Source organism: Bradyrhizobium sp. CCBAU 51753 (assembly GCF_015291565.1).
In the GTDB taxonomy this organism is placed as follows: domain Bacteria; phylum Pseudomonadota; class Alphaproteobacteria; order Rhizobiales; family Xanthobacteraceae; genus Bradyrhizobium; species Bradyrhizobium ivorense.
Window position 1 is genome coordinate 429,003 of sequence record NZ_CP030037.1, and the last position, 19,562, is coordinate 448,564.

Consider the following 19,562-nt stretch of genomic DNA (forward strand, 5'->3'; position numbering starts at 1 on the left):
CAATCGCCCGTCATCGCGCGTCAGGCGCGGTGATAGGGGTGGCCGGCCAAAATCGTGGCGGCCCGATAGATTTGTTCCAGAAGCATGACGCGGACCATTTGATGCGGCCAGGTCGCGGCGCCAAATGCCATGCGCAGCGAAGCTCTGCGCTGCAATTCAGGCGAAAGTCCGTCCGCGCCGCCGATCACGAAGACAGTATGCGCGATTCCCTCGTCACGCCAGCGGCCGAGCTGCTGGGCAAAGCTGGTGCTGTCGACGTTCTTGCCCCGTTCGTCGAGCGCGACCAGCGTGGACTTGTCGGGGATCAGCGCGGCGATCGCCGCGGCCTCCTCGGCGATGCGCGTGGTGGCGTCACGCGCGCGGCTTTCCGCGATGTCATGAATATCGAGGCCGCGAAAGCCGAGCTTGCGGCCGATGTCGTCGAAGCGCTCCCGATAGCGCTCGGCGAGCTCCCGTTCCGGACCCTGTTTCAGACGGCCGATGCAGATCACAGCAAGACGCATCAACGCAGACTAGCTGCGCTGCTGCCGATTCGCATCGGCTCAGTACGTCCTAGACCGCCGCGACCGCCGGGTTCTGAGTCCACAACCGTTCGAGATTGTAGAACTCACGCACCTCGGGTCTGAACACATGCACGATCACGTCGCCGGAATCGATCAGCACCCAGTCGCAATTGGGCAGGCCCTCGACATGGATGTTCTTGACCCCGTTTTCCTTGAGGCCCTTCGTCACATTTTCCGCGATCGCACCGACGTGCCGGTTGGCCCGGCCCGAGGTGACGATCATGTAGTCGGAATATGCGGATTTGCCTCGAAGGTCGATGGTGACCGTCTCTTCCGCCTTCATATCCTCGAGGCGGGAGAGGACCAGGCTCAGCGTCTTGTCGGCATCCGGTTTGTCGGCGTCCGGTTGCGCCTGCAAGGCCGCGGTTTTCGTCGGTGTTTTACGCGAAGTCTTGGGAACCTTGGGTAAAACAGACTTGGACAATACAGATGTGGCCAGGGACCATTCCTTTCACTGTATCGCGGGTGCCGAATCCTCGGCGCCCACGGACCATACTACGCATGTGGGGTTAATGGTTTCAATATTCCAGTAACCCTTTTGCGCTCTCACGCCGTTCTCCAGCTCCCGTCCGGGTTCCGAAGTCCGGTCGAAGACAGATTGGATTTCATTCCTGTCAGGAACACCCAGGCCGGCGCCTGCTGATCGGCCAGCCGTGTCGCCTGATTTTCAGGCATGCGATAGCGCGCGAGCGCCTGCGCCGCCGGTGCGGCAAGGGCGCGGAAGCTTTGCGGCGGTCGATCGATCACGGCAATCGGCACATCCGAGGCGATGCGCCGCCAGTCTTTCCAGCGATGGAATTGCGCGAGGTTGTCAGCGCCCATGATCCAGACAAAGTGCACGCCGGAGACACGGCGCCGCAAATGGATGATCGTGTCGACAGTGTAGCGGGTGCCAATGACAGCTTCGAGACAGGAGATGTCGATGCGCGGATCGTCGGCGACACGGCGCGCGGCCTCGGCGCGCTTGGCAAGCGCGTGCAGGCCGTCGTGATTCTTCAGCGGATTGCCCGGCGTGAGCAGCCACCAGACGCGGTCGAGCTGCAGCCGCTTCAGCGCGAACTGGCTGATGGCGCGATGCGCGGCATGCGGCGGATTGAACGAGCCGCCGAGCAATCCGATGCGCATGCCGTTGGTGTAGAACGGCAGCGCCTGGGCTGCGGAGAGCGGCACGCTCGAGGCTTGCTGCAAGGGTCTACCGTGCACGGGCGAACATGATCACGGCCGCGTCTGCCCGGTGCCGTGGACGCGGTACTTGAAGCTCGTCAGCTGCTCGGCGCCGACCGGGCCGCGGGCGTGGAATTTGCCGGTGGCGATCCCGATCTCGGCGCCGAAGCCGAACTCGCCGCCGTCGGCGAACTGGGTCGAGGCGTTGTGCAGCACGATCGCCGAATCGACCTCGCTGAGGAATTTCGAGGCCGCCTCGGCATCCTCGGTCACGATCGCGTCGGTGTGATGCGAGCCGTGATTCTGAATATGCGCGATCGCTGCATCGAGGCCGTCGACGATCTTCGCCGAGATGATCGCGTCCTCGTATTCGGTGTTCCAGTCTTCGTCGGACGCAGGTTTCACCCTGGCATCGGCGCCTTGCACGATCTCGTCGCCGCGCACCTCGCAGCCGGCGTCGATCAGCATCGCGACCAGCGGCTTCAGCTTTTCCGCGGCGGCGTTGCGATCGATCAGCAGGGTTTCGACGGCGCCGCAAACGCCAGGACGGCGCATCTTGGCGTTCAGCACGACCGCCTTGGCCATATCCAATCTGGCGCTGGCATCGACATAGATGTGGTTGACGCCCTCGAGATGCGCAAACACAGGAACGCGCGCCTCGGCCTCGACGCGCGCGACCAGGCTCTTGCCACCGCGCGGCACGATCACGTCGATGCCGCCGTTCAATCCCGTCAACATCAGGCCGACGGCCGCGCGGTCACGGGTCGGCACCAGGGTGATCGCGGCCTCGGGCAGGCCGGCTTCACGCAGGCCCTGCACGAGAGAATCATGGATCGCGCGGCAGGAGCGGAAGCTGTCGGAGCCGCCGCGCAGGATCACGGCATTGCCCGACTTCAGGCACAGCACGCCGGCATCGGCCGCGACATTGGGGCGGCTCTCGAAGATCACGCCGATCACGCCGAGCGGGACGCGGACGCGCTCGATGGTCATGCCGTTCGGCCGCTGCCAGCTTTCGGTGACGGCGCCGACCGGATCAACGATCTCGCGCACGGTGGCAACGCCGTCGGCCATGCCGTCGATCCGCGCCTGTGTCAGGGTCAGGCGGTCGACGAAAGCGGAGGTCATGCCGGTAGCGCGGGCGTCGGCGACATCCTCAGCGTTGGCAGCGAGGATCGCCGGCGCATTGGCGCGGATCGCGCGTTCGATCGCCGCGAGCGCCCGGTTCTTCTGCTCCGGCGGCGCCAGCGCCAGCACGCGCGCAGCGGCGCGCGCTTTCGTGGCGAGGTCGGTCATCAGGGCGGTGAGATCGGCGTTGCCGTCGATCGCCTTCAGGGGCGCGGTCATGGAAGTCCCAGCTCTTTGTTTGAGCATGATCTTTTTCGGAAAACCGGTGTCCACTTTTCCGGATCATGCTCTAAGGCCATGTTCTAGCATGGCAATTGAGGGGTGGCGAGGTACGGAACCGGCATGGCAGATGGGCGGCCGGCTGCGGGGGCTCGGCCAATGGCCTATTTGGCCGGAATCGCCCCGGCCGGCCCGACCACAAGGTCGTCGCGGTGGATCATCTCGGAACGGCCGCTGGTGCCCAGAATGGCCATCACATCGCGGGAGGAGCGGCCTTTGATCTTCTCGGCGTCCTCGGCGTCGTAGGCGATCAGGCCGCGGCCGATCTCATGGGTGTCGGGGCCGCGCACCACCACGGCATCGCCGCGGGCGAACTGGCCGTCGACCCGGATCACGCCGGCCGGCAGCAGGCTCTTGCCGGCGCGCAGCGCGGCCACCGCGCCGGCGTCGATGGTCAGCGTGCCCTTCGGCTCCAGCGAGCCGGCGATCCAGCGCTTTCGCGCGGTGACGGGATTGGCCGGGGTGAGGAACCAGGTGCAGCGGCCGCCGTCGGCGATCGCGGCCAGCGGATGCTCGATCTTGCCGGAAGCGATCAGCATATGCGTGCCCGCGGTGGTCGCGATCTTCGCGGCCTCGATCTTGGTCGTCATGCCGCCGCGCGACAGTTCGGACCCGGCCGAGCCCGCCATCGCCTCGATCTCCGAGGTGATGCTCTCGACCACCGGGATCAGCGTCGCATTGGGATCGACCGCGGGCGGCGCGGTGTAAAGGCCGTCGATGTCGGACAGCAGGATCAGCAAATCCGCGCTCGCCATGGTGGCGACGCGCGCGGCGAGGCGATCATTGTCGCCATAGCGGATCTCGTTGGTGGCGACGGTGTCGTTCTCGTTGATGACAGGCACTGCGCGCCATTCCAGCAGCTTTGCGATCGTCGAGCGCGCGTTGAGATAGCGGCGGCGTTCCTCGGTGTCCTGCAGCGTTACGAGAATTTGCCCGGCGCCGATGCCGTGATGGCCGAGCACCTCCGACCAGATCCGCGCCAGCGCGATCTGCCCGACCGCCGCGGCAGCCTGGCTTTCCTCGAGCTTCAGCGGCCCGCGCGGCAGTTTCAGGCGGCTGCGGCCGAGCGCGATCGAGCCCGACGACACCACCAGCACCTCGCGGCCGTCCTTGTGCAGTTTGGCGATGTCGTCGACCAGCGCCGCGAGCCAGGCCGCGCGCACCTCGCCGGCCTGCGAGTCGACCAATAGCGAGGAGCCGACCTTGACGACGATGCGGCGAAAATTCTTGAGCGCGGGGCGTTTCATGGGCTTGGTCTAGCGGGACGGTGGGAAGCAATACGCGCCACGAGGTGGCTTGGGAAGTGCAGGGCGGCCGTTAGCCCTGCGGCACCGGTGTCGCCCACGGCTCCGCCTGAGCCTTCGCCTTGTTGGAGACCGGCGCTTCGCCGATCACCTCGACCAGCGCAGCAAGTGCGTCCTGCACGCCTTCGCCGGTGGCGCCGGAGAGCAGCAGCGGCGTCTTCTTCGCAGCCCGCTTCAGCCGGTCCTTCTGCTTCTTCAGTTCATCCGGCGTCACCGCGTCGATCTTGTTCAGCGCGACGATCTCGATCTTGTCGGCGAGCTGGCCCTCATAGGCCTCGAGCTCGGTGCGCACGGTCTTGTAGGCCTTGCCGGCATGCTCGCAGGTCGCATCGATCAGATGCAGCAGCACGCGGCAGCGCTCGACATGGCCGAGGAAGCGGTCGCCGAGGCCGGCGCCCTCATGTGCGCCCTCGATCAGGCCGGGGATGTCGGCGAGCACGAATTCACGGCCGCCGTAGTTCACGACGCCGAGCTGCGGATGCAGCGTGGTGAAGGGATAGTCGGCGATCTTCGGCCGTGCGGCGCTGACCACCGAGAGGAAGGTCGATTTGCCGGCGTTGGGCAGGCCGACGAGACCGGCGTCGGCGATCAGCTTCAGCCGCAACCAGATCCAGCGCTCTTCGCCCGGCGCGCCGGGATTGGCGTTGCGCGGCGCGCGGTTGGTGGAGGATTTGAAATGCGCGTTGCCGAAGCCGCCATTGCCGCCCTTCGCCAGCACAAACTTTTCGCCGAGCTCGGTGAAGTCGTGCAGCAGCGTCTCGCGGTCCTCGTCGAACACCTGGGTGCCGACCGGCACCTTCAGCACGATCGACTTGCCGTTGGCGCCATGGCGGTCCTTGCCCATGCCATTGCCGCCCTTCTGCGCCTTGAAGTGCTGCTGGTAGCGGTAGTCGATCAGCGTGTTGAGGCCGTCGACGGACTCGATGATGACGTCGCCGCCGCGGCCGCCATTGCCGCCGGAGGGGCCGCCGAACTCGATGAACTTCTCGCGCCGGAACGCGACGCAGCCGTTGCCGCCGTCGCCCGAGCGAATATAGACTTTTGCTTCATCGAGGAATTTCATGATTTTCAACTATAGCGTTTTCAAGCGAAGTGGTCGCCGGTTCGCGTGAAGAAAACGCGTCAAAACCAAAGCGAGAGCATATCGGTTCTGATCTTGTCAGAACCGATAGGGCTCTAGTTAGGGCAGGGGGGCCGCTGCGGCAACCCGGAAACGCCCTTACATGAGTGAAAAGCCTTAATTTTCGGGCCTTTTTGCGGCCCTCGGGGCTAGGTCGGCCGCCGCCGCAACAGGAATTTCTGCATGCCCTCCAGCACCAGCTCGCGGCGCTGATTGTGCACGGTGGAGCGCAGCGTCACCACGCCGGTGGAGCGGCCCGGGGCGAGCTCGATCGCCTCCAGCGCGGGGTAGATGGTGTCGCCAGCATAGACCGGTTTCAGGAACTTGCTGGACTGCTCGAGGAAGCCGATCAGCGATTCCTCGACGACATAAGGGAACAGCCCGGCGCCGGGCGCGGTGTGCACCAGGGTCTGGAAGCCATGCGCGAGCAGATCGGGCATGCCGCGGGCGCGGCAATATTCGACGTCGTAATGGATCGGATGGGTGTCGCCGCTCGCGGTCTGGAACGCCGCAAACACCGCCGAGGTCTGGGTGCGGCTCGGAATGACAAAGCGCTCGCCGAGCACGAAATCCTCGAACCAGCGCTGCGCGGGGACCATGCGGTGCTGCGTGGGGTCGAACTCGGTCAAGCGGCATTTCCTGCGCGTTTTTGTCACTGGTTGCGCTCGAGCATGATCCGGAAAAGTGTGAAGCGGTTTTCCGAAAAGATCATGCTCAAACAAAGAGCTAAAGCGCGATGACGATTCAACCCAATCTCATCGCGCTTTAGAGGTAGCGCAGCGGTCGAGGTGCGGCAATCCGTTCAATTCGTCATCGGCGGGCTTGTCCTACCCGCCCACGTCTTTAAAACCGGACGACCCGGGACCCGCCCGGCCGCAACCAAGAACGACGCAAACGCGCAAATCCATTCATGAGCCTGTTCGCAAAGCTGTCCACCTATGACGATCGATCGGCGCGGCTCGCCGGCATCGGGTTGATGCTGCTGTCGATCTTCATGTTCTCGTTCGGCGATGCGATGGGCAAATTCCTCGTCGCCACCTATTCGGTCGGACAGCTGTTGTGGCTGCGCGCCTGCGCGGCGCTGCTGGTATTGCTGCCGATGGTGTGGAAGCAACGCGCGGATTTTCTGCATCTGGAACGGCCGTGGCTGCAATTGCTGCGGGTCACGCTGTCGACATTGGAGGTCGCGGCGTTCTTCCTCGCGACCATCTATCTGCCGCTCGCCGACGTCATCACCTACTATTTGGCCGGACCGATCTTCGTTACGGCAATGTCGGGCCTCGTGCTCGGCGAGCACATCGGCTGGCGGCGCTGGACCGCAATTCTGGTCGGCTTTTGCGGCGTGCTGATCGCGCTCAGGCCGTCGGCGCAGACGATCAGCTGGCCGGCGATGATCGCACTTGGCGGCAGCCTGTCGTTTGCCGTGTTGATGCTGGTCACCCGCTCGCTGCGCTCGACGCCCGACATCGTGCTCGCGACCTCGCAGTTCGGCGGCACGTTCCTGCTGGGCGCCGTGCTCTCGCCGATCGGCTGGGTGACGCCGTCTGCCGGCAGCCTGATGCTGTTCTTTGCCGCCGGCCTCGTCTCGGTCGCCGCGTTATTATGCGTCAACCGCTCGCTGAAGCTGGCGCCGGCCAGCGTCGTGGTGCCCTACCAATATTCGATGATCGTCTGGGCCGTGATCTTTGGCTTTGTGGTGTTCGGCGACGTGCCGTCCTGGGCCACCATCGTCGGCGCCGCGATCATCATCGCGGCCGGGCTCTACATTTTCGTCCGCGAGCAACAGCTCGGCCGCGAGGATCCCGCAGTGAATCCACCGGCGTAATTCTTACCCTCCCCTGGAGGGGGAGGGTCGACTCGCAACTGAGCGAAGCGAGGTGCGAGACGGGGTGGGGTGATCTCTCAACACGGGCACTGTTGGACGTGGAGAGACCGCCACCCCACCCCGCCGCTCATTTCATTCGCGTCGACCCTCCCCCTCCAGGGGAGGGTGAAGATCAACCCTTCCGCCGGATCGAATTGTTCCAGCTCTTCAGCGAGGCCCAGACGCTGCGCGACAGGCGGAAGCAGTCGACCGGGCTCGACGAGCCCAGCGCCTCGAAGCGGTGCAGCTCGACGCCGCTCCACTGGAAGCCGCACTTCTCGAGGATGTTGCGCGACGACGGGTTGACGACGCGGGCGCCCGAGATCAGCTGGTCGAGGTCGAACTCCTCGAAGAAGTAATCGATCACCGCGCGCGCGGCCTCCGTGCCGAAGCCCTGGCCCCAATAGTCGACGCCGAGCCAGTAACCGAGCTCAGCTGCATTCTCCTCGCGCCAGTCGAGGCCGACCATGCCGATCGGCGTGTGATTGTTCTCGATCAGGAAAACGGTTTCGCGGCCGCCATCGGCCACGGCACGCACGAAATCGATGGCGTCGTCCTGGGTATAGGGATGCGGCAGGCGGCGGGTGTTCTCCGCGATGCGGCGATCATTGGCGAGGCGTGCAATTGCTTTTACGTCCGCGAGCGTCGGCTTGCGCAAGGTCAGCCGTTCGGTCTCGAGGACGCAAGCTCTTGCTTCGCGCAAGGTCGGCGTCGGGATGTCCTGCAACATGTCGAGCTCCTGTGATGCGAATAAATGATACGCAACGCTTGGAACGTCACGCGTGGCCCTTCAGGAACACGCGCAACAAAAAGGGGAGGCCGGTAATCCCGCCTCCCCTTGGAGCCCTTTGCGACTCCGCCGGTTCAACAGGACCCGGCGGACTCATGTGTGTCCACCGTCTACTCGGCCGCCTCCGCCACCGGAATAACCGATACGAATGTGCGGCCATTGGCCTTGGCACGGAACTCGACATGACCCTCGACTTTCGCGAAGAGAGTATGGTCGGTGCCCATGCCGACATTAAGGCCGGGATGCCAGGTGGTGCCGCGCTGACGCGCGATGATGTTTCCAGGGATTACGAGCTCGCCGCCGAACGCCTTGATGCCAAGGCGCTTGCCCTTGGAATCACGTCCGTTGCGCGATGAACCGCCTGCCTTTTTGTGAGCCATGGCTCGTCTCCGACTTCGCTTTGATCTCTAGATCAATTCCTTGACGGAATCATTTCACGTTTTGTCACGCTTCAACTCTTGCAGCGCGACGATCACTTCTCGCTTGCAGCGCCGGCTTTACTCGGCGGCCTCGGCGGGAGCAGCGACCTTTTCCTTCTTCGGCCGCGGGCCGATGGTCGGCTTGGCGTTATCGGCGAGGATCTCGGTGATGCGAAGCACCGTGAGCTCGTCGCGATAACCGCGCTTGCGGCGTGAATTCTTGCGGCGACGCTTCTTGAACGCGATCACCTTGGCGCCGCGCTTGTGCTGCAGCACTTCGGCTGCAACGGACGCGCCTGCGACGGTGGGCGTTCCCAGCACCGACGTGTCACCGCCGAGCACCAGAACTTCGCCTAGCTGCACGATCGTGCCGACATCGCCGGCGATCTTGCCAATCTCGAGTACATCATTCGGAACGACACGGTACTGCCGGCCGCCGGTTTTGATGACTGCGAACATCGTTTGATTCCTTCGTGTTCGATTCCGGCCTCGGACGATCGCCCGGGTCGGCTTTTTGTTCAGTCGCTATGGGTTCAGATTTTCGCACGAAGGGAACGAATTCCCAAAACGGTTCGCGCAAAAACAAGCGGCGCGAGAAATCCTCGCGCCGGATGGAGCGGACTTATAGCCGCAAACCGCGGAGAGTCAAGGTAAAGCGGGGCAAAAACCGGCCAAAAATGAATGGTTTGGCGCGATTTTAGCCCTGGATCGCCTCAAGCGGTCGCCTGGGCAGCTGCCCTGGCGTGCCGGCGGATGGTCTGCGGCGGCTGGCCCAGCACGCGCAGAAACGCCCGCCGCATCGGCTCACGGTCGGCAAAGCCTGTCTCGCTCGCAATCTCGTCCATCGAATGGCGGCCGTCGCCGATCAGAAAATGGCGTCCCGCGCCGGCCAAAGCGCTGCTCGCGGGGCGCAACCATTTGGGTTCCCCGCCGTTAGTGACCCGGACCTCAACCGGGCAAGGGCGAATGGCGGAAGAGACCGGACTGACCACTGGCATCGCGCACCACGGTGCCGCGCGGCTGCCGTCGGTCGACATCGACGGTTTCAACATCGAGCTGAAGGACGAGGACGGCTTCCTCGGCGACCGTGCCTCCAAGGGCGCGTTCCGCAAGATCCTGGACCGCTGGCGCAAGCCGCTGCGCAAGTCGGGCGAGGACCCGTTCGGCGACGAGCCATCGGACAAGATCAGCAAGAAGAAACTGGATGAGATGCTGGTCGGCGACGACACCGAGGCCTCGGCGGTCGTGCACAGCGCGATCGAGGAGTTCGCGCAGGAGCTTGCCTATGTGACGCGCCGCTTCCTGAAGACCAAGGCCTGGGCCAGGACCGAACGCATCGTGGTCGGCGGTGGCTTTCGCGAAAGCCGGCTCGGCGAACTCGCCATCGCGCGCACCGAGATCATCCTGAAGTCCGAAGGCTTCAAGGGCGACATCGTGCCGATTCGATTTCATCCCGACGAAGCCGGCCTGATCGGAACGCTGCATCTGGCGCCATCATGGATCTTCGAGGCCCACGATGGCGTTCTCGCGGTCGATATCGGCGGCACCAATATCCGCTGCGGCGTCGTGGAGACGCGCTGGAAGAAGGCGCCCGATCTGTCCAAGGCGTCGGTGTGGAAATCGGAACTGTGGCGGCATGCCGATGACGAGCCGACGCGCGAAGGCGCCGTGAAGCGGCTGGTGAAGATGCTCAAGGATCTGATTGCCGCCGCCGAAGCGGAGGACCTCAAGCTCGCGCCGTTCATCGGCATCTCCTGTCCCGGCGTCATCAACGAGGACGGCTCGATCGAGAAGGGCGCGCAGAACCTGCCGGGCAACTGGCAAAGCAGCAAGTTCAACCTGCCGGCGAGCCTGGTCGAGGCGATCCCGCAGATCGGCGATCATGACACCGCGATCGTGATGCACAATGACGGTGTCGCGCAGGGGCTCGCCGAGGTTCCGTTCATGCAGGATGTCGAGCGCTGGGGCGTGCTGACGATCGGCACCGGGCTCGGCAACGCGCGTTACACCAATCGCAGGAAAGAGAACGGCAAGAAGGAAAACGGCAAGAAGGAAAATGGTAAGGGCGACAGGAAGGCCAAGAACGGCGACGAAAACGACAAGAGCGAGAAAAAGGCCAAGAAGGCCGATGCCTGAGTTGTGCCGTTAGCTGCACCGGCGGGGCGCGGCCCGGTAAGGTTGACGGGTTAGGTTAAGATCGGCTTCGCGTTGCTGTTTCGATGCTGCTTGCTACCGTGAGCCCTGTCGCTCCCGCCGACCGGCGAAGCCGCACTTCCCGGCCAGCAATATTGAGAAGCGGCACGGGGCCGCCAGTTTTTTGTCGCGTCCTGGCGGTCCCACTCTTCTCTATCTCCAGTTGATCCGCCCGAAGAACCCGGCGATCTCGGAGGCCGCACGGTCGGGATCCTCGCGATGCGGGAAATGCCCGACGTCGCCGAACATCTTGAGATCAAGATTGGAGAAGGTCTCGCCCAGCCGGTCGGTCCAGGCAAAGGGAAACAGCGGATCGTGCTCCGCCCAGCGGACGCAGGCCGGCACCGTGATCGGCGGCAGCGCGGGGGCTTCACCCTGCATCATCCTGACGCGCGCGGCATGCGCCGCCCGGTAATGCGCAAAGCCGCCGGCGAGATTGCCGGGCTTGAAGAAATTGTCGGCAAAATCCTCCAGCACGTCGTCGAACGCGGCCTTGCGGTGCGACCAGTTGCGCAGGAAGTGCCCGATATAGGTCCGGCAGCTCTCGCGCGTCGCGCCGACCAGCGCGGGCGCCATCTCCATCTGGTGGAACGACTGGTACCAGATGTGGTTCAGCCGGTCGGGCGCCGCCATCCGCGGGCCGATGCCGGGATAAACGAAATCGAACAAGAACAGCCCGGCGATGCGCTCCGGCGCTCTTCGCGCCAGTGGCTGCATCACCGCGCCGCCGACGTCGTGGCCGACCACGCCGGCCGCCTCGATGCCGAGCGCATCCAGCAGCGCCAGCATGTCGTCGGCATGTTGGTCCGGGCCGTAGGCCGGTGCGCCGGGCTTGTCGCTGTCGCCGAAGCCGCGCAGGTCGGGCGCAATCAGCGTGTAACGGTCGGCCAGCCGCGTCATCACCGGCTGCCAGGTCAGCCAGAATTCCGGCCAGCCGTGCAACAGCAGCAGCGGCCTGCCGCTCCCGATCCTTGCGACATGGAACGCGGCGCCATTGGCCCGAATCGTCAGATGCTCCATCTCTCCGCTCCCTGTTCAGGCTGGCCCGGCGCCGGCCGGTCCGACCGGAGCCGTGCCGCTAGAGCTTTGTTTCCACGCACTTTCTTCGGCCGCCGCGATAGCTGTGCCGTTCGCCGGCGCCGTGACGGAAATATTATTGCAGCGCCTTGTCTGGCCCGCCATCCTCGCCTAGAACACGCCCCGACCGCGGGTGGTGCAAATCACCTGGTCCACTGGAGAGGTGGCAGAGTGGTTGAATGCACCGCACTCGAAATGCGGCATAGGTGCAAGCCTATCGGGGGTTCGAATCCCTCCCTCTCCGCCACCCTTCGCCCTGCCGGGCTTCGGGTGGCAGGCCACCCTCTCAATCAGGGCGAAGGGTGTCTCCCGAAGCTTTGAAGAAGCGTAGGGAGACTGTCGACGATGCAGGAGCTGCCCTGCGGAGTTCCGTTTGACATCCGAGGGTTGTATCTTTGAGCCTCCACGTTGAATCGTTGGAGGCATTGCTTTGTGGTACGTTTATTTTCTGGAACTGAGCAATGGCGACGTCTACGTCGGCTCGACCAACGATCTTCGCCGCAGAATCGCGTCGCACCAGCAAGGGCATGTCATCTCCACGCGCGGCCTCTTGCCGGTCGTCCTTCGTTCCTATGTCGCCGTGGCAGATGAACAGACGGCTCGCGCACTAGAGCGGTACTTCAAATCGGGCTCTGGAAAGGCGTTTGCCAACAAGCGCTTTCTGCGGAAGGCGGACACATCGACAGGCTGACCGCCTGATCGAACATGGTGGACCGGGTCATCACCTCGACCGTGCCGCGCGATGGTCGCAGATCGCCGGTGATGAGCCTGAGCAACGTCGTCTGAATCTGGCGGATCAATCGCATCGGCGCCGCCGGTAACCTTAATTTGCCGTTTCGATTGTCGATAAAGTTTTATCGATTATCGTGGTGACAGTTCAGCGGTGTGACGAACCGCCTGTTGGGAGGCAAAAGCCGAGTGGCTTGACGACCTCTCTGAAATCGAAGGGTGGGCAGAGCGCAGTGCCAGCCACCTTTCGGGCTGCCGGCGGCGGCCGGCGGGGCAAATCAATTCCTGAAGTGCATTTTTGATTGCCAGGCTGCGGCGCAGATCGCGCCGCACGAAACTTCACAATTGGGATGTTCCAAATGACGTTCGCGCATTTCTTGATCGCGGTCGGTGGCGGCCTTTTGTTGCTGGCTGGCTTCGTCGCATTTGCCCTTCGGAGAAACGCACTCCATTCGACGGCGCGCATTTAACAGCAGGCGAAATCTAGCTCCGACGGCCTCGCTCATGGGGTGAGCGAAGCTTGCGGGGATGGCCGCACCGCCGCGCGGCCTGGCAGCCGAGCACCGCGCCTTACAACCTGCCCCAAGGCGACGCGTGCTCGGCTGTTCCTTTGCTGACCAACCTTCGTCGTTCGAACATTGAATTGCGTGAAGACAATTCCGCATCACCTCTACGACGCGAGATCGAACCTGCGGGTGATCGCGATCGCCTCGAGGAAGGTTTCGTCGTGACTCACGACCAGCAGCGCCCCGTCATAGGCGCGCAGTCCGGCCTCGACCGCCTCCATGGAATCGATGTCCAGATGGTTAGTCGGCTCGTCGAGGATCAGCAGAGGCGGCGGCGTTGCGCCGCCCAGAACGCAGGCAAGGCCGGCGCGAAGCAACTGGCCGCCGCTGAGGCAGGAGACGGTCTGCAGCGCGGCGTCGGCCCGGAACATGAATCGCGCCAGTGCTGCGCGACAGGTATTCTCGTTTGCATGCGAATTGATGCGCCGGAAATTGTCCAGGATGGAGGCGGACGCATCGAGCAGGCTGACCGCCTGATCGAACATGGCGAAGCGGGTCATCACCTCGACTGTGCCGCGCAATGGCGGCAAATCGCCACTGATGAGCCTGAGCAATGTCGTCTTGCCCGCGCCGTTGGGACCTGTGATCGCGACACGTTCCGGACCTGACATGGAGAAGGTGACGCCACGCAGGATCGGTGCTTCGGTTGTGTAGCCGGCATCGGCGGCTTCGATCCGCAGCACCGTCCGCCCCGCCGGCAGGCGAGTGGATGGCAGTTGGACCGAGAACGGCTGCAGGACCTCGATGCGCTGCCGCGCCGCGACCGCGAATTCGAGCGCCTGCGTCCGCCTGCGCTCGGCAAGGCGTGCGTTCTCGCCGCCGGTATCTTCGCTGCGATCCTTGCGCAGCCCGGCCGCGATACGTGGCATGTCGCCCTTGGCGCGCTTCTTCGTGCCCGCGCCATCCTTGCGTGCTTTCCGCTCGGTGGTTTCCCGCGCCTTGCGACCGATGTCATCCACGCGCTTCTCGGCATCCGCGAGGTCGTGCCTTGCGGCCGCAAGCTCGATGGCCTTGCGCGCGCGGTATTCGCTCCAATTGCCGCCGTAGCGTCTGGCTTCCAGCGAGGTCAGTTCGACGATCGCATCCATGGTCTCGAGCAGCTCGCGGTCGTGGCTGACGACGATGGCGCCATGGCGCCAATTGGCGAGCAGATCGATCACCGCCCCTCGTCCGTCGCGGTCGAGATTGTTGGTGGGCTCATCGAGCAGCAGAAAGTCCGGCTGCGCAAAGGTCAGCGCGGCGAGCCGCACCCGGGTGGTCTGTCCCCCGGACAGTGTCGCCAGCGGCGCTTCGAGATCAGCGTTCAATCCGACGCGGTCGAGTGCGGAGGCGATGCGGACATCGAGCGTCCAGTCGACATCCGCAAGCTCCTCGGCGGTCGCAAGGCCCTGTTCGGCGAGCCGCAGCGCGGCAAGCGCCTGGCGTGCGCCGAACAGATCGACGACGCATTGGTCCGGCCTGGTCTGGACCGCCTGATGCAGCATCCCGACGCGTCCCTGGACCGAGACCGTGCCCGATTGCGGCGTGTGTTGACCTGCGATCAGGGCGAGCAGCGTCGTTTTCCCGACGCCGTTCCTGCCGACAAGGCCGGTCCGTTCGGGTCCGAAACTGAGGTCGATGTTGGAAAGGAGAACCCGGCCGTCAGGCGCGGACAGAGCCAGATTCGAGAGCGTGATCGATGCAGGCATGGCAATGGATATCCCGGTGGGCAACGCTGAAGGGCTTTGCTGTCCGGATAAAATCCATGGCCGTCGGCATCCTCTCGGATTGATGAACGCAAGTGATGTAGTCGCGCCTCGATGCGGGATCAAGGCCGAAGCGGCAGATCACGCCGCCGCGGCGACGGTCCAGCGGTCGGGATCCTGTGTGTGCCCGATCAGCGCGAGCCCATAGGCGATGGACTCGAATTGATCCGCCGATGTCAGCCGCGCCGCGCCGAAGCGTTCGGCGAACAGGCGCTGCACGGCCGGCACGAATGAGGTGCCGCCGGTCAAGAACACTTTTTCGACGTCGCGAGCGGTGATGCCGGCCTTCGCCAGCGCCTCGTCGACGGTCGCGCCCAGGCGCTCGATGTCGTCGGCGATCCAGCTCTCGAAATCGTCGCGGGTGACGGTGGCGCCGATGTCGATGCCTTCGCGCGCGAAGTGGAACTCGACGCTGTCGCGGCTCGACAGCGCGACCTTGGTGTCGGACACTGCGCGATAGAGCGCAAAGCCGAGATCGTGGTCGACGATGGTGATGAAATCCTGCAGCGGCGCGGGATCGAGCGCGGTGCGCGCGAGCTGCTGCAACTCGCGCAGATCGCCATTGCCCCGCATCATCGCCAGCTGATGCCAGCGGGCGAGGCTCGAATAATAGTGATTGGGGATCGGCAGCACCTTGTCGAAGGAACGGTAGCTCGTGCCCTTGCCGAGCCGCGGCGAGACGATGTGGTCGACGATGCGATAGTCAAAGGTGTCGCCGGCGATGCCGATGCCGGCGTGGCCCAGCGGCTCGGCGCGCAGCACGCCACCCTTGCGCGAGAACCGCATCACCGAGAAGTCGCTGGTGCCGCCGCCGAAATCGGCGACCAGCACGGTGGCGTCGTGGTCGAGGCTGCGCGCGAAGGAGAATGCGGCGCCCACCGGCTCGTAGACATAGCGGGCGTGACCGGCGCCTAACCGCTCGAACGCGGCGCGGTAGCGCTGCATCGCGAGCTCGTCGTTGGGATTGCCGCCGGCGAAGCGCACGGGACGACCGACCATGATGGTCGGCGCGCCGAGATCGAAGCCGTCGCCGGCATGGCGCGTCAGCGTGCGCAGAAAGGCCGCGAGCAGATCCTCGAACCTGTAGCGCTGGCGGAAAATCTGCGTGGTGTTGAACGCCGAGCTCGCCGCAAACGTCTTGAACGACTGGATGAAGCGATGGATGGTGCGGCCCTCGAGGAACTGCTCGATCGCCCACGGGCCGCCCTCGGCGCGCGGATGCAGGCCGCTTCCCGGTCGGTCCTCCCAGAAGCACAGCGCCGACACATAGACGCTATGGGTGCGGCCGCCGTGATCGAATCTGATCGCCTCGACGCGGCCATCGCCGTCGGACAAGGCAACCACGGTGTTGCTGGTGCCGAAATCGACGCCAATCGAGACGGCGGGCGGGGCGCTCGACATGTCATGCTCGGATGCTGATGTGAAGGGGGCGGACCTTTAGCGGCTTTGGCCGCGCTTGCCAACCCCTGCGGCGCGATGCCTGTGACGCGATGGTGAAGCAAGATCAGCGAATTTTGAATTGATCCGGCGCTTTCAGCGTTGCGCGTCTGCTGCGCTCTGCCATCCGCCGGGCTATACGAGTGCGGCGCGCAGGAGAAGCTGAATGACCTTGAACCCAACAGCCAAAAATTATCGCGTCGCGGTCAATGCCTATGAGGCGGGCCGGCCCAGCTATCCGGCCGAGATCGTCGCCGCGCTGCCGCTGCAAGGCGCACGTTGCGTCGTCGATCTCGGCGCCGGAACCGGCAAGTTCACCCGCCTGCTGCTTGCGCATCTCGGCGCGGGAGCCCGCCTGGTCGCGGTCGAACCCGTTGCGGAGATGTCGGCGAAGCTGGCGAGCGAAGGCAAGGTCGAGGTCATCAACACGCGCGCCGATGCGATCACCCTCGAGACCGGCAGCGTCGATCTCGTCACCTGCGCCCAGGCGTTTCACTGGTTCGACAATGAGCCGTCGGTCGCCGAGATCGCGCGCCTGCTGCGGCAAGGCGGAACGCTGGGGCTGGTCTGGAATGTCAGGGACGACGGCACGCCGTGGGTCAAGGCGCTGTCCGTGATGATCGAGAAATACGCCGGCGATACGCCTCGCCATCAATCCGGGCGGTGGCGCTGGATCTTGCAGGATCCGCGCTTCGCGCTCGACAAGGAGATCGTGCAGGACCATCCGCATCGCATGTCGCGCCAGGGCGTGTTCGAGCGCGTGGTGTCGACGAGCTATGTCGCCAATCTTCCCGACGACGAAAAGGCGATCCTCCGCAAGAAGACCGACGATATCCTGCGCGAGGCCGGGCTCGGCGACGCCGACGAGGTGGTGTTTCCCTATGTCACGCGGCTGTATCTGCTGAAGCGGGTCTGATCGCGCTCTTACTTCCCCGGCACGATCTTCCATTTCCCGTCCGCGCCACGGCGCAGCGCCGGGTCGCCGATCCGGATGTGTTTTGCCAGGAAATCGATGAAGGCGCGCACCCGTGCCGGCAGCGGCCCGGCATGGCCGACATAGACCGCGTGGATATCCTCACGATCGCCGGGATTGAGATTCTGCAGCACCGGCACGAGGCGCCCGGCATCGATATCGGGGCCGATGTGGAACAGCGCGAGCCGCGCCAGGCCAATGCCGCCGAGCGTGAGCCGGCGCGCGACCTCGCCGTCGCTGGCGCGGGCGACCGGCGGCGGCAGCGCCTCCTCGATCTTCTCGGCGCGGCGGAACGGCCAGCCGCGGATGCTGCGCGGAAAGGTCCAGCCGATGCCGCGATGCGCGGCGAGATCCGCCGGCGTCTTCGGCGCGCCGTAGCGGGCGAGATAGGACGGCGCGGCGACCACGGCCATGCGGCTGGTGCCGAGCTTGCGCGCGATCAGCCGCGAAGCGCCGAGCGGGCCGGCGCGGATCGCGACATCGGCGCGCTCCTGCATCAGGTCGACCAGCGTGTCGGTCAGCACGAGGTCGAGCGTGACGTCCGGATGCTCGCTCATGAAGCGCGGCAGCAGCGGCATCACATGCAGCATGCCGAACGGGATGTTGCAATTGACGGTGAGATGGCCGCGCGGCGCGGCACCGGAGCCTGCCAGCCGTTCGGCCTCCTCGATATCGGCGAGAATGGTTTGCGCGCGCTCGTAGAAGGCCTTGCCTTCCGCGGTGAGCAGCAGCCGGCGCGTGGTGCGGTTGACCAGCCTTGTGCCGAGCCGGGCTTCGAGCCGCGAAACCAGCTTGCTGACGCCCGAGGGCGTGAGGCCGAGATTCTTCGCCGCGGCGGTGAAGCCGCCGAGATCGACGACGCGGACGAAGACCTCCATCTCGCCGGAGCGGTTGGTGTCGGATCGGGCCATGTTGAATTCACGTCATAAATGATTGGATTTCGGCCATCCTAATCCTCAGGCGAGCGCTTCGCTATCTCGGATCGCGGAATCCCATTCGATCCGGAGCGACCCATGCCTGCTGCTGTTCTAGCCCTCACCGCCGGTGCCTTCGGCATTGGCACCACCGAATTCCTCATCATGGGGCTGCTGCTGCAGGTCGCCGCCGACATGCAGGTCTCGGTCTCCGCGGCGGGCCTCCTGATTTCCGGCTATGCCCTCGGCGTGTTCGTCGGCGCGCCGATCCTGACGCTGGCGACCCGCAAAATGCCGCGCAAGGCCGTGCTGCTGGCACTGATGGCGATCTTCACGCTCGGCAACGCGGCCTGCGCGCTGGCGCCGAGCTATTCGCTGCTGATGGCGGCGCGCATCCTGACCTCGCTGGCGCACGGCACCTTCTTCGGTGTCGGCTCCGTGGTGGCGACCAGCCTCGTCGCCGAGGACAAGCGCGCCTCCGCCATCGCCACCATGTTCATCGGGCTGACGGTCGCGACCTTGCTCGGCGTGCCCTTCGGCGCCTGGTTCGGCCTGATGCTCGGCTGGCGCGCCGCGTTCTGGGCGGTGGCGGCGATCGGCGTGGTCGCCTTCGTCGTGCTGGCCGTACTGGTCCCCGGCCATGTCGGCGCCAAGGACAAGCCTGCGCCGCTGCGCGAGGAACTGGCCGTGCTGGGCCGGCCGCAGGTGCTGCTCGGGCTCGCTATGACGGTGTTCGGCTTCGGCGGCCTGTTCGCAGTGTTCACCTATGTGCAGCCGATCCTGACTCGCCTCACCGGATTCTCCGATGCGGCGGTGTCGCCGATCCTGCTGGTGTTCGGCGCTGGCCTTGCGGTCGGCAACGTCGCGGGCGGCCGGCTCGCCGACAAGGGACTGGCGCGGGCGCTGCTCGTGACGCTCGGCGGCCTCGCGATCGTGCTCGTCGCGCTCGCAGCCGTCGTCTCCGTCAAGGCGCTCGCCGTGGCGCTGCTGTTCATCCTCGGCATCGCCGCCTTTGCCACCGTCGCGCCGCTGCAGCTGCGCGTGCTCGAGGCCGCCGGCGTCGAGGGGCGCACGCTGGCCTCGAGCCTGAACATCGCGGCGTTCAATCTCGGCAATGCGCTCGGCGCCTGGGCCGGCGGCGTCACCATCGATCACGGCCTCGGCCTCGGCGCGCTGCCGCTGGTCGCGGCCGCCATCACCGCGGTCGGGCTGCTGCTCGCGCTGTGGAGCCTGCGGCTCGACCGGCCGGCCGTGCTCGCCGCGCAGTGCCCGGCGGAATGAACGGCAAACTCGCCGCCGG

At 65.1% G+C, this 19,562-nt stretch carries 20 protein-coding genes, 1 tRNA gene and 1 pseudogene; 6 read left to right on the plus strand and 16 right to left on the minus strand.

The genetic code is table 11. The annotated features are described in order from the left end of the window. Positions 1 to 20 precede the first annotated feature (20 nt). The 7 genes from rlmH to XH93_RS02060 form a co-directional block, all read right to left on the minus strand. Positions 21 to 503: a 23S rRNA (pseudouridine(1915)-N(3))-methyltransferase RlmH gene (rlmH, locus tag XH93_RS02030; protein WP_139479959.1), complete on the minus strand. Its 483-nt coding sequence runs from the start codon at positions 501 to 503 to the stop codon at positions 21 to 23. 49 nt (positions 504 to 552) lie between these two features. Continuing rightward, positions 553 to 846 (minus strand): ribosome silencing factor, encoded by a 294-nt coding sequence (gene rsfS, locus XH93_RS02035; RefSeq protein ID WP_229175197.1) that lies wholly within the window; start codon positions 844 to 846, stop codon positions 553 to 555. Between the two features lie 263 nt (positions 847 to 1,109). Further along, positions 1,110 to 1,688: a nicotinate-nucleotide adenylyltransferase gene (locus XH93_RS02040; protein WP_244622087.1), complete on the minus strand. Its 579-nt coding sequence runs from the start codon at positions 1,686 to 1,688 to the stop codon at positions 1,110 to 1,112. A gap of 90 nt (positions 1,689 to 1,778) precedes the next feature. Then, positions 1,779 to 3,071 carry a glutamate-5-semialdehyde dehydrogenase gene (locus XH93_RS02045; RefSeq protein ID WP_194472196.1) on the minus strand — a complete coding sequence of 431 codons (1,293 nt, stop codon included), beginning with the start codon at positions 3,069 to 3,071 and terminating at the stop codon, positions 1,779 to 1,781. Between the two features lie 164 nt (positions 3,072 to 3,235). Then, positions 3,236 to 4,378 (minus strand): glutamate 5-kinase, encoded by a 1,143-nt coding sequence (gene proB, locus XH93_RS02050; protein ID WP_194472197.1) that lies wholly within the window; start codon positions 4,376 to 4,378, stop codon positions 3,236 to 3,238. A gap of 70 nt (positions 4,379 to 4,448) precedes the next feature. Further along, positions 4,449 to 5,498 carry a GTPase ObgE gene (gene obgE, locus XH93_RS02055; RefSeq protein ID WP_139479955.1) on the minus strand — a complete coding sequence of 350 codons (1,050 nt, stop codon included), beginning with the start codon at positions 5,496 to 5,498 and terminating at the stop codon, positions 4,449 to 4,451. Positions 5,499 to 5,704: 206 nt separating this feature from the next. Next, a complete protein-coding gene (locus tag XH93_RS02060; protein ID WP_194472198.1) occupies positions 5,705 to 6,184 on the minus strand; it encodes a MaoC family dehydratase in 480 nt (159 codons plus the stop codon). A 281-nt stretch (positions 6,185 to 6,465) separates the two neighbouring features. Here XH93_RS02060 and XH93_RS02065 point away from each other — a divergent pair, with 281 nt between their 5' ends. Next, the gene (locus tag XH93_RS02065; protein WP_194472199.1) at positions 6,466 to 7,380 is read left to right on the plus strand and encodes a DMT family transporter; all 915 of its coding nucleotides are present in this window, start codon (positions 6,466 to 6,468) and stop codon (positions 7,378 to 7,380) included. 172 nt (positions 7,381 to 7,552) lie between these two features. Here the strand turns inward: XH93_RS02065 and XH93_RS02070 are convergent, their stop codons facing one another. The 4 genes and pseudogenes from XH93_RS02070 to XH93_RS02085 form a co-directional block, all read right to left on the minus strand. Continuing rightward, positions 7,553 to 8,149 carry a GNAT family N-acetyltransferase gene (locus XH93_RS02070; protein ID WP_194472200.1) on the minus strand — a complete coding sequence of 199 codons (597 nt, stop codon included), beginning with the start codon at positions 8,147 to 8,149 and terminating at the stop codon, positions 7,553 to 7,555. Between the two features lie 170 nt (positions 8,150 to 8,319). Then, positions 8,320 to 8,589, minus strand: coding sequence for a 50S ribosomal protein L27 (gene rpmA / locus XH93_RS02075; protein WP_139479951.1), 270 nt, complete (start codon positions 8,587 to 8,589; stop codon positions 8,320 to 8,322). Positions 8,590 to 8,706: 117 nt separating this feature from the next. Next, positions 8,707 to 9,087, minus strand: coding sequence for a 50S ribosomal protein L21 (gene rplU / locus XH93_RS02080; protein ID WP_194472201.1), 381 nt, complete (start codon positions 9,085 to 9,087; stop codon positions 8,707 to 8,709). Positions 9,088 to 9,341: 254 nt separating this feature from the next. Further along, positions 9,342 to 9,497: pseudogene (locus tag XH93_RS02085) on the minus strand (GlxA family transcriptional regulator); the annotation flags it as partial. A 97-nt stretch (positions 9,498 to 9,594) separates the two neighbouring features. Here XH93_RS02085 and XH93_RS02090 point away from each other — a divergent pair. Further along, on the plus strand, positions 9,595 to 10,764 hold the full coding sequence (locus tag XH93_RS02090) for an ROK family protein (protein WP_194472202.1): 1,170 nt from the start codon (positions 9,595 to 9,597) through the stop codon (positions 10,762 to 10,764). A 210-nt stretch (positions 10,765 to 10,974) separates the two neighbouring features. Here the strand turns inward: XH93_RS02090 and XH93_RS02095 are convergent, their stop codons facing one another. Next, positions 10,975 to 11,841: an alpha/beta fold hydrolase gene (locus XH93_RS02095; RefSeq protein ID WP_194472203.1), complete on the minus strand. Its 867-nt coding sequence runs from the start codon at positions 11,839 to 11,841 to the stop codon at positions 10,975 to 10,977. Positions 11,842 to 12,055: 214 nt separating this feature from the next. Between XH93_RS02095 and XH93_RS02100 the strand changes: the two genes are divergently transcribed. Beyond that, positions 12,056 to 12,145, plus strand: a tRNA-Ser gene (locus XH93_RS02100). A 183-nt stretch (positions 12,146 to 12,328) separates the two neighbouring features. Beyond that, positions 12,329 to 12,589 (plus strand): GIY-YIG nuclease family protein, encoded by a 261-nt coding sequence (locus tag XH93_RS02105; protein WP_194472204.1) that lies wholly within the window; start codon positions 12,329 to 12,331, stop codon positions 12,587 to 12,589. A gap of 316 nt (positions 12,590 to 12,905) precedes the next feature. Here the strand turns inward: XH93_RS02105 and XH93_RS02110 are convergent, their stop codons facing one another. The 3 genes from XH93_RS02110 to XH93_RS02120 form a co-directional block, all read right to left on the minus strand. Continuing rightward, positions 12,906 to 13,133 carry a hypothetical protein gene (locus tag XH93_RS02110; protein ID WP_194472205.1) on the minus strand — a complete coding sequence of 76 codons (228 nt, stop codon included), beginning with the start codon at positions 13,131 to 13,133 and terminating at the stop codon, positions 12,906 to 12,908. 164 nt (positions 13,134 to 13,297) lie between these two features. Continuing rightward, complete coding sequence (locus XH93_RS02115; RefSeq protein ID WP_194472206.1) at positions 13,298 to 14,881, minus strand: ABC-F family ATP-binding cassette domain-containing protein; 1,584 nt, start codon at positions 14,879 to 14,881, stop codon at positions 13,298 to 13,300. Between the two features lie 138 nt (positions 14,882 to 15,019). Beyond that, positions 15,020 to 16,339, minus strand: a complete 1,320-nt coding sequence (locus XH93_RS02120; RefSeq protein ID WP_194472207.1) for an Hsp70 family protein — start codon at positions 16,337 to 16,339, stop codon at positions 15,020 to 15,022. A 202-nt stretch (positions 16,340 to 16,541) separates the two neighbouring features. Here XH93_RS02120 and XH93_RS02125 point away from each other — a divergent pair, with 202 nt between their 5' ends. Beyond that, positions 16,542 to 17,291 carry a class I SAM-dependent methyltransferase gene (locus tag XH93_RS02125; protein WP_194472208.1) on the plus strand — a complete coding sequence of 250 codons (750 nt, stop codon included), beginning with the start codon at positions 16,542 to 16,544 and terminating at the stop codon, positions 17,289 to 17,291. 8 nt (positions 17,292 to 17,299) lie between these two features. Here the strand turns inward: XH93_RS02125 and XH93_RS02130 are convergent, their stop codons facing one another. After that, positions 17,300 to 18,259: a LysR family transcriptional regulator gene (locus XH93_RS02130; protein ID WP_194472209.1), complete on the minus strand. Its 960-nt coding sequence runs from the start codon at positions 18,257 to 18,259 to the stop codon at positions 17,300 to 17,302. Between the two features lie 102 nt (positions 18,260 to 18,361). Here XH93_RS02130 and XH93_RS02135 point away from each other — a divergent pair, with 102 nt between their 5' ends. After that, entirely contained in the window at positions 18,362 to 19,543 is a 1,182-nt protein-coding gene (locus XH93_RS02135) for an MFS transporter (protein WP_194472210.1), read from the plus strand. The last annotated feature ends 19 nt before the right edge of the window (positions 19,544 to 19,562 follow it).